The organism is Hydrogenimonas thermophila (assembly GCF_900115615.1).
GTDB classification, from domain to species: Bacteria; Campylobacterota; Campylobacteria; order Campylobacterales; family Hydrogenimonadaceae; genus Hydrogenimonas; species Hydrogenimonas thermophila.
The window spans coordinates 1-9,594 of record NZ_FOXB01000058.1 but is presented as its reverse complement, the minus strand read 5'-3'; the positions used below and the strand labels follow the sequence as shown (position 1 = coordinate 9,594).

Here is a 9,594-nt window from a genome sequence, read left to right as displayed (position 1 = left end):
CTCTTTGGTTGCCCAAAGGGCATCACAGCCTCGTAATCAATGAGCAATTGATGCAAAAGCATCATTGCAACTTTTAATCAGTGATTATCACCAAAGAGACAGTCAAGCTAAATTAAGTGATCTCCTTAAGCAAACTAAGCTTAAAGAAGTCACAGGGGGTATAAAAAGACTTTTTAGCTCTTTGGTTAGACTGTGATTAAGTTAAAGATCTGAAGTCTAATTTCTTCATTCTTGATAGTAATAATTTAGAGTTAATTTTTCAATCCTTTTTGGATGAAAATCTCTAAATTATTTCTATAAATGTATTATACGAGGGGTATAAATACCATTACCTAATAAAAATAAAATTTTTAAGTCATTATTATCAAGGTATAATTCTAATTGTTTTTCTAAATATTTTTCATCATTTGATCCAGTTTTTATGATTTTATTAGTATCAGAAATACTCCCACCACTCTCTTTTTTTACATTCATAAATACTATTTTACTAAAAATATCAATCCTTTTTTCTTTATTTTTTTCTATCTTTTTATATTCTTTCCATTCCAACGGACTTTCTAATAAAAATTTAGCCCATCTATAAAGATTATAAGATGTAGCAAATGGTTTATTGGTTTTTTTATAAAAAACTCCCCCATCTAAATATTCTCTCCAGTCAAAATTATTACCTGTTTTATTAGTTTCTTTACCAATCAAAATTAATTTTGTTTTTTGAGATTCAAATTTTTTTCCAGCTCCATCTTTTGCAAATTTTTTTCTGTTTTTTGACCATTCTTCAAAAAGTTTATTTTCTTTTTCTCTTAATTTCATATTAACTCCTCATATAAGTCTGTTTCCATTATGCTCTCTTATTTATTTGAAATATTATACTTGCCTTAATCTTAAACAAACATCATCAATTTGCTTATTAGGTTTAACATTGACAAAACCAAGTTCAAATCTAATATTTCTATTAGACAACTCTTTTAATAAAGTAGCAGTAGTTGAGTTTTTATAAAATATATTCTTTTATTATTTAGTTTGGAAGTTCGGCTTTATAGAAGTTTTGAAATGATTTGAAAGTTTAAGGAGGGATAATTGGTGGAGCATAGCGGGATCGAACCGCTGACCTCCTGCGTGCAAAGCAGGCGCTCTCCCAGCTGAGCTAATGCCCCATTAAACTTTAGAGAGTTGAATTTTAATTCAACTCTGCTTAAGCATTTATAAAATATTTTTGTGCAGGCTCTTTTGAGTCATATGGAGTAACTTTATAAACCTCATCTCCAACGTTTACTTCATAAACCTCATCAGATTTAGTCTTTCCATATGTTGCTGTAAGTTTAGCAGCCAGCTCTTTGTCAGATTCGCTTGCATTAGCACTGATTGCTGAGATTGGGCCTACTGCATTTAATAGACGAATTTTTTTATATTTTGAAGTTAATGCCGCATTTATCATCTCATTATCCTCTTTATGGCGACCTATAACAAGTTTTGCACCATCTGGAAGGCGAAGATGTCTACCACATTTTAACAAAGCTACATCTTCTACTTCAAGAGTATCATACTTTATAAACTCTTCAATTTTTTTAGAGAAATTTTCATCTGTTAGTAGACATCCACCACCAGGTTTTTCAAAATCTTTCAGACCAATCTCTTCTGCCATTTTCAACTGTACTTCACGATTTCGTCCTGTGATTCCAAGCAGTTTTTCACGATCGACCCATCCTTCACGTTCAGGAAGTGTAGGTGGTAGAACTTTTGCACTCATAGGTCGAAGTAAAATATCTTCAGTCTCAGAAAGATCAGTTACAATGTCAAGTGCATCACGTCGCTGACTCATAGGTCTTTGACCTACAACTTCACCACTAATAAGAAAACTTGCTCCCCAAGGCTCCATAAGCTCTTTTGCAATTTTGAACATATTTCCATGACAATCTATGCAAGGATTAAAGTTTTTACCATATCCATATTTTGGATTAAAAAGAATCTCTTTAAGATATTGATCTCGTATATCCAAAATACGAAGCTCTGCACCTACTTGGTCACACATATTTTGCATATGCTCTTTTTTGCTTTTTGTACTGCCAAATCCAATGTCGATATTTAGAGCGATAACATCTATCCCCTGATCAATGATAAGTTTCATTGCCAGTGTACTGTCAAGCCCACCGCTAAATAGTGCTATGGCTTTCATACTGAACCAACTCTCCTCGTTTTAATTTATTTATGTAATCTTGATATTTACGTATAAAAAATATCTTTTTTTCAAATGGAAGTGTATCATTATTTTTTATATTGTCAAGTGCTTTTTGATAATATCTTCTTAAAAAGTAAACAAGCTGTTTTTTAAGTTCATCTTCCTGATATATCACAATTGTATCATCAAGATCTATACGTAAAAGATCTTCATGCTCTTCACCTCTTATTAATGCTTCAAAGGCTTCACGATGGATCTTAAACATAGAACTATCCATTGTATCAAGCACCATATCTGTAAGTGATGGTATTTTTAACAAAGTTTTGATAATACTCTCTTCAGCTACATCTGTAAGAGTTAAAAAAGATTGTTTTATTGGTTGTTGCTTTGTTTCTATGTTGTTTTTATTATATTGATATTTTTTATATATCTGCTTTTCATCTTTTGGAGCCAGTCTTGCTACATTTACTCCAAGAAGAGAAGCTGCATATCTTCTATAATTTTCCTCTACAAAGGGTGATAGAGTGGATAAGTAGTTTTTTATTGCAAAAAAAGCATCCTCTTTCCCTTTTGGTGTGTGGATATTATGACTTGCAACAATTCTGTCTATTACAAACTGAGCAAAGGCAATAGGTTTGGAAAAGAGAGCTTCAATAGTATTGGCATTTCCTGCATTAACCATATCGGCAGGATCCATTCCATTACCAAAAAGTACAATGCCTCCTTCAAAATTGTGAGAACTTAAAAGTAAAGCAGCTTTCATTGCTGCATTTATTCCTGCATTGTCACCATCATATGCAACTATAATTTCAGGTTCACCTTTTTTTAGAAGAGGTAAGTGATCATTGGTCAATGCAGTACCAAGTGTCGCAACAGCTGTGTTAAATCCAGCTTGATGAAGCATAATTACATCCATATAACCTTCTACAACAATCAACCTCTTTTTACGGTATATCTGCTCTTTAGCTAAATTGTATCCATATAAAAGACGAGACTTATTAAAGAGTTTTGTTTGCGGTGAGTTGATATATTTTGCCGGATGGTTTCCCATTGTCCTTCCGCCAAAACCAACAGGCATTCCAGAGGATGAGTAGATAGGAAATATAATACGATCAATAAGCCTGGCATAGTAACGACCATTGTCTGATCCCAATATTCCTACTTCTTCAGCTTTTTGCATTGGAATCATTGCTCTTTGTAAAAATCTTATTGTCTCTTCAGAAGAGGGTGCAAAGCCAAGTGAAAATTTTTCTATGCTTGCAAGCGAAACGCCACGACTTTGTAAATACTCTTTAGCACTATTATTATGCTCTAGATTTGCACGATACCATTGTCCAATTGTCTCTAGAATTCTTTTCTCTTGACCACCGCCTTGTTTGCCTTCTGTATATCGTAGTGTGAAGTTATAAAGGTTTGCTAGTTTCTCAATTGCTTCAGGGTAGCTGAGTTTTTCATACTCCATTACAAACTTGATGGCATCGCCACCTGCTCCACATCCAAAACATTTGTAGTACTGTTTTGCTGGAGAGACTATGAAACTTGGTGTTTTTTCATTGTGAAAAGGACACAAACCTTTAAAATTGGAGCCGTTTTTTTTGAGTTCAACATAGTTGCCGACAACATCTACAATATCAATGGTCTGCTTTAGCTGCTCAATGGAGTTGTTATCTATCATCTTTTTATTATATAATAAAAAGATTTACTTTAAATAAGGTTTGTTGGTGGATGCCCTCCTGATAGATTATCGCGACCCTCTCTTTGCAATTCTTTTAATTGCAGGGATGGTGTTTATTATTGCTTTTGCCAGTTTCTGGTGGGGTGTATATGTTAAGTCTCGCAAATCTCGCAGACTCCAACGTTTTTTAAAAAGATTTGAGACTCATGGAGTTAAAAAGAGTCTTGAGTCGATGCCATATACACCTGAAATGACAAAGCCATTGGTTCTGTTGGCACATGCATATGAAAAGAGCGGTGAATATAATAACGCTATAGAGATAGGTCTATATCTGTTAGAGCATATTGAGGATGAAGCTACAATTTATGAGATAATGGAGCTAGTTGGCACAACCTATATGCATGCTGGATTTTTAGAGAGGGCTAGAACGACTTTTTTACAAATATTAAAGTCTAATCCAAGAAACAAGAGAGTTCTTAACAACTTAATGGTGGTCTATGAAAGACTGCACGATTTTAAAAGAGCAAAAGAGGTTATAGAGCCGCTTGAAGCATTGGGTGTAGATGTTGATGATCTTAAAATATATCTTCAGTTAAAAACTATTTTAACTGATACTGGATTAGAACATGAAAAAAAGATTGAAAAAGTTGTATCGCTTTATAAAAAAGAGAAAAAGTTTGATCGCATAGTTTTTGAATATCTCTTAAAAAGTGAGCCTGGTCGTGCGTGGGAAATGGTACGAGAAGCAAATATTGATCAACTTATTGATATCTTTTGGTATCTGCCTGCCTCTTTTATGGATTATGACAAAATAAAGCAGAGTCCAAAGCTGCGTGCTATTTATGGTGCAAGAGGAGATATTGATCCAAGTCCTCCTATTGGATGGTTTTTAATTGATATGTTGAATCATCTAAAGAAAACTGGATTCAATGATGCTACATTGCAGTTTGCCTATCTTTGTAAATCTTGCAAACAGCAGTTTCCTTTACCGTTTGAAAGATGTCCTAGATGTATGGCACTTGATAGTGTGATTGTAGAGAGAGAAATTACAAAGGTAATAAATGAAACAGGTTACAATATTCTGTGACGGTTCAAGTCTTGGAAATCCCGGACCAGGTGGTTACGGTGTAATCCTTAGATATGGTAACAGAGAAAAAGAGCTTACCGGCGGTGATCCAATGACTACCAATAACAGAATGGAGTTAATGGCAGTCATTGAAGGACTAAAAGCTCTTAAAGAGCCGTGTGATGTTACGATTTACAGTGATTCAAGCTATGTTGTAAATGGTATAAATGAGTGGCTGGAAGGTTGGGTAAAACGTAATTTTAAAAAGGTTAAAAATCCTGAGCTTTGGCAGTCTTATATTGAAGCAGCCAAGCCACATAAAATTAAAGCTGTTTGGGTAAAAGGACATAACGGTCATCCTGAAAATGAGCGTTGTGACGAGTTGGCACGTACTACAGCAGAAAAATTTAAGGAGGGAACATATGGATGAGCTTAAGCCCCTTGAGGAGAAGCTTGGTTATAAGTTTAAAGATAGGCAAAAACTTATAGAAGCATTGACTCATAAAAGTTATAAAAAGCCATATAATAATGAGCGTTTAGAGTTTTTAGGAGATGCTGTACTTGACTTGGTTGTAGGTGAGTATCTATATGTAAAATTTCCAAAAGCAAAAGAGGGTGAACTAAGTAAAATGCGTGCTTCACTTGTTAATGAAGCAGGTTTTAAAAAATTGGCCGATGCTTTGCGTTTGGGGGATTATATCTATATATCTGCAGCTGAAGAGAATAATAAAGGACGGGAAAAACCTTCACTACTTTCTAATGCGTTTGAAGCATTAATGGGTGCAATCTATCTCGAATCGGGTCTCGATGAGGTACGACGTATTACGATCGATCTGATCGAGGCGTGTTATCCGAAGATTGACCTTAGCTCTCTTTTTAAAGATTATAAAACAACTCTACAAGAACTGACACAAGCAAAATTTGGTGTTATTCCAGATTATGTACTAAAAGATGCAACAGGACCTGATCACAACAAAGAGTTTGAAGTACAGGTCTTTGTAAATGACAGACTACTTGCTACTGCAAAAGGTAAAAGTAAAAAATCTGCCCAGCAAGAGGCAGCACATACAGCACTCAAACTTCTTAGAAGTGAGGATAATAACTAATGTCAAATACATTTGGTAAACGATTTTGCATGACTACATTTGGAGAGTCTCACGGTAAAGCTATAGGTTGTATTTTAGATGGTGTACCTGCTGGACTTGAGATTGATGAAGAGTTTATTCAAAGTGAACTAGACCGTAGAAAACCTGGTAAAAATGCTTATGCTACAGCACGTAAAGAGCCTGACAGTGTAGAAATTTTAAGCGGTGTTTTTGAAGGGGTCAGTACAGGAACACCAATTGCAATGGTAATTTACAATACAAATCAAAAGTCTAAAGATTATAGCAATATCAAAGATCTTTTCCGCCCAGGTCATGCTGATTTTACTTATTGGGAAAAGTATGGCATCCGTGATTACAGAGGTGGAGGTAGAAGTAGTGCAAGAGAGACAGCTGCTCGTGTTGCTGCAGGTGCTATTGCAAAGCTTATGTTAAAAAGAGTCGGTGTTGAAGTTAAGAGCGGAATTTTTAAAATTGGTGATATTGAAGCAAAAGAGTATGATTTTGAATATGCTAAAACAAGTGAAATTTTTGCTCTAGATCCGTTGGTTGAGAGTCAACAAAAAGAGACGATCTTAAAAGCGAAAGAGGCTCATGACAGTATTGGTGGAGCGGCACTTGTTCGTGCAACTGGTGTTCCTGTAGGGCTTGGTGAACCAATTTACTATAAACTTGATGCAGTGTTGGCTGAAGCTATGATGGGTATTAATGCTGTTAAAGGAGTTGAGATAGGAGAGGGTGTTGAATCTGCCAAATTGTATGGTAGTGAAAATAATGATGAGATGACAAAAGAGGGTTTTGTTACTCATCACGCCGGTGGAACACTTGGTGGCATAAGCAGTGGAGACACTTTAGACATTAAAGTATATTTCAAGCCGACACCATCTATCTTTAAACCGATGAAAACTCTAAATATTCACGGTGAAGAGGTCACTTGTGAGCTTAAAGGACGGCATGACCCTTGTGTTGCTATTAGAGGATCTGTAGTTGCAGAAGCAATGGCTGCACTGGTAATAGCAGATATGATGCTTTTAAATATGGGTCGAAAAATGGATGATGTTGCACGTTATTATTCAAAAAATGTTTAATGGGGTTGAGGTAGGTATTATATGAATAGAATTTTAGTGTTATGTTTATTGACATTTTTACCTAGTCTATTATTTAGTAAGGTTAATGTTGTTGTCAGTATATTGCCGCAAAAAACTTTTGTCAAAAAAATTGCAGGAGACTTGGCTGATGTAACTGTTATGGTTTCACCTGGAGCAAGTCCAGCAACATATGAACCTAAGCCATCTCAAATGAAGAAAATAACCAAGGCACAAATCTATTTTTCAATAGGTGTTCCATTTGAAAAAGCATGGCTTCCTCGTTTTAAAGACCAAAATCAAAATATAAATATTATTGATACTGCTGAAGGAATTAAAAAACTTCCAATGCAAGAGCATCATCATGAAGCTAACAATCACTCATCGTCAACACTTGATCCGCATATTTGGTTAAGTCCAAGTCTAGTAAAAATTCAAGCTAAAAATATTGCTGATGCATTGAAAAAGATAGATCCAAATCACAAAACAGTTTATGAAAATAATTTAAATAAGTTTGCACAAGAGATTGATGAGCTTAATAGAAGGCTTTTAAAAATTTTAAAACCGTGCAAAGGCAAAGCAATGATGGTCTTTCACCCATCTTGGGGCTATTTTGCCAAGGATTATGGCTTAGAACAGATACCAATTGAAGTGGAGGGTAAAGAACCAAAGTCAAAAGAGTTGGTCAATATTATTCACGAAGCCAAAGAAGAGGGTGTAAAAATACTTTTTGTTCAACCTCAGTTTTCAAAACGTACGGCAAAAGTAATAGCTACTTCAATTGGTGCAAAGATTATTGAAGCTGATCCAGTTGCACTAAACTGGGCTGAAAATCTTATTCAAATTGCCAAAAATATTTGTAAAGCGAATAGATGAGTTCAGCTGTTGTAAAAGTATCAAATCTATCTTTTTCATATGATGGACAGTTAGTACTTGAAGATGTATCACTTGAGGTTGAAAAGAGAGACTTCCTTGCAATTATAGGACCTAATGGTGGTGGAAAGAGTACATTGCTTAAACTTATGATGGGAATTTTAATTCCTAGCGAAGGAGAGATATATCTGTTTGGAAAGCCTCCACATGAAAATGGAACTATCATAGGGTATGTTCCGCAAGAGACAGCACATAATTTAGATTTTCCTATTACAGTTTTAGATGTTGTTTTAATGGGACTTCTTCATAAACGGAATAGACTAAGAAGGTATGATGATAGATTAATAAAAAAGGCTATGGACTCTCTTGAGAGAGTAAAGATGGAAAACTTTGCAACTCGAAGAATTGCAGAACTATCCGGTGGTCAGCGTCAGAGGGTTCTCATTGCCAGAGCACTTTGTAGTGAACCTGATATATTAATGCTTGATGAGCCTACAGCCAGTATAGATTTTATAGGTCAGCGTGAAATATTTGAACTTCTTGAAGAGTTAAACAGAGAAAAGACTATCATAGTTGTAAGTCACGATATGAGTATGGTTATGGGGTATGCCAAACATGCAGTTTATGTTCATAAAACTGCCGTAATGCATAATATAGATTCTCATACAAGATATCAGATAAAACATCAATTACAAGATCATGAAGGACACTACTGCGGAGCAGAGTTTTGGGCTGATTTAGGTCGTAAAATTGAGTGTACCAAGGAGTGTAAGCATGCTTGAAGCTCTTCAAATGCCTTTTTTTCAGCATGCACTGATTGCAGGAGTTTTGATAGCCATATCGATTGGGCTTATCGGTCCTTTGACTATGGCAAATAAGATGACATTTATGAGTGGCGGTATTGCACACTCTACATATGGTGGTGTTGGTGCAGCTATATTTTTCGGATTCTCTATATTGCTTGGTGCCACAGTTGCGGCTCTTATTGCAGCAGTTATTATCTCTTTTATCTCATTTAGATTTTCAAACCGATCAGATACAGCTATTGGTATAGTTTGGGCAGTTGGTATGGCAATTGGAGTTATTTTAAGCGATTTGACCCCAGGATACAATGTTGACTTGATGAGCTTTCTATTTGGATCTATTTTAGCAGTTGGAAGTGAAGATCTTTTGTGGATGGGGCTTTTTGATATTGTAGTAATAGGTTTAGTATGGTACTTTTACTACGATTTTATGGCTCTTAGTTTTGATCCGGTTTTTGCAAAAGTTCAAGGTGTGAAAACTTGGGTTTTACATCTTCTTTTACTTATTTTGGTAGCTTTTACAGTTGTTTTTGCTATGCGTCTTGTAGGACTTATTATGGTGATTGCTTTGCTTACTATGCCAAGTTTTTCCAGTGAAATGTATGTTAAATCACTTAGTAGTATGATGATTATTTCTATCATACTCTCTATTATCTATATCATTGCTGGACTATTCTTGGCATACTGGTATGACCTTTCAACAGGTGCTTCAGTAATTTTGGTTGCAGTATTAGGTACAATTATTTTATATATGGTTAAATGGAGTAAAAATTAAAACCTCAAATAGAGTTTTTAATTAAATTTAGAATCTTT

The 9,594-nt window shown here is 35.0% G+C and carries 10 protein-coding genes and 1 tRNA gene; 7 read left to right on the top strand and 4 right to left on the bottom strand.

Annotated features, from left to right (window positions below):
- Window positions 1–294: 294 nt before the first annotated feature.
- The 4 genes from BM227_RS11825 to dnaG all read right to left on the bottom strand — a co-directional run bounded on the left by BM227_RS11825 (window position 295) and on the right by dnaG (window position 3,851).
- Window positions 295–810: a hypothetical protein gene (locus BM227_RS11825; protein ID WP_092914134.1), complete on the bottom strand. Its 516-nt coding sequence runs from the start codon at window positions 808–810 to the stop codon at window positions 295–297.
- A gap of 268 nt (window positions 811–1,078) precedes the next feature.
- Window positions 1,079–1,154: transfer RNA gene (locus tag BM227_RS11820), tRNA-Ala, on the bottom strand.
- Between the two features lie 38 nt (window positions 1,155–1,192).
- Window positions 1,193–2,173, bottom strand: coding sequence for an argininosuccinate synthase domain-containing protein (locus BM227_RS11815; protein WP_092914133.1), 981 nt, complete (start codon window positions 2,171–2,173; stop codon window positions 1,193–1,195).
- Entirely contained in the window at window positions 2,151–3,851 is a 1,701-nt protein-coding gene (gene dnaG / locus BM227_RS11810) for a DNA primase (RefSeq protein WP_092914132.1), read from the bottom strand. The genes BM227_RS11815 and dnaG overlap by 23 nt, the downstream gene beginning before the upstream one ends.
- Before the next feature lie 46 nt (window positions 3,852–3,897).
- On the opposite strand from dnaG, the gene BM227_RS11805 reads away from it, so the two are divergent.
- The 7 genes from BM227_RS11805 to BM227_RS11775 are packed head-to-tail and all read left to right on the top strand — an operon-like array spanning window position 3,898 to window position 9,556.
- On the top strand, window positions 3,898–4,938 hold the full coding sequence (locus BM227_RS11805) for a tetratricopeptide repeat protein (protein ID WP_092914130.1): 1,041 nt from the start codon (window positions 3,898–3,900) through the stop codon (window positions 4,936–4,938).
- Window positions 4,913–5,347, top strand: a complete 435-nt coding sequence (gene rnhA, locus BM227_RS11800; protein ID WP_092914129.1) for a ribonuclease HI — start codon at window positions 4,913–4,915, stop codon at window positions 5,345–5,347. Before BM227_RS11805 ends, rnhA begins: the two co-directional genes overlap by 26 nt.
- Window positions 5,340–6,023 (top strand): ribonuclease III, encoded by a 684-nt coding sequence (gene rnc, locus BM227_RS11795; RefSeq protein ID WP_092914127.1) that lies wholly within the window; start codon window positions 5,340–5,342, stop codon window positions 6,021–6,023. The genes rnhA and rnc overlap by 8 nt, the downstream gene beginning before the upstream one ends.
- On the top strand, window positions 6,023–7,108 hold the full coding sequence (gene aroC, locus BM227_RS11790) for a chorismate synthase (protein WP_092914125.1): 1,086 nt from the start codon (window positions 6,023–6,025) through the stop codon (window positions 7,106–7,108). The genes rnc and aroC overlap by 1 nt, the downstream gene beginning before the upstream one ends.
- Window positions 7,109–7,129: 21 nt before the next feature.
- A complete protein-coding gene (locus tag BM227_RS11785) occupies window positions 7,130–7,981 on the top strand; it encodes a metal ABC transporter solute-binding protein, Zn/Mn family (RefSeq protein WP_092914124.1) in 852 nt (283 codons plus the stop codon).
- Complete coding sequence (locus tag BM227_RS11780) at window positions 7,978–8,760, top strand: metal ABC transporter ATP-binding protein (RefSeq protein ID WP_092914122.1); 783 nt, start codon at window positions 7,978–7,980, stop codon at window positions 8,758–8,760. The genes BM227_RS11785 and BM227_RS11780 overlap by 4 nt, the downstream gene beginning before the upstream one ends.
- A complete protein-coding gene (locus tag BM227_RS11775; RefSeq protein ID WP_092914120.1) occupies window positions 8,753–9,556 on the top strand; it encodes a metal ABC transporter permease in 804 nt (267 codons plus the stop codon). Before BM227_RS11780 ends, BM227_RS11775 begins: the two co-directional genes overlap by 8 nt.
- The last annotated feature ends 38 nt before the right edge of the window (window positions 9,557–9,594 follow it).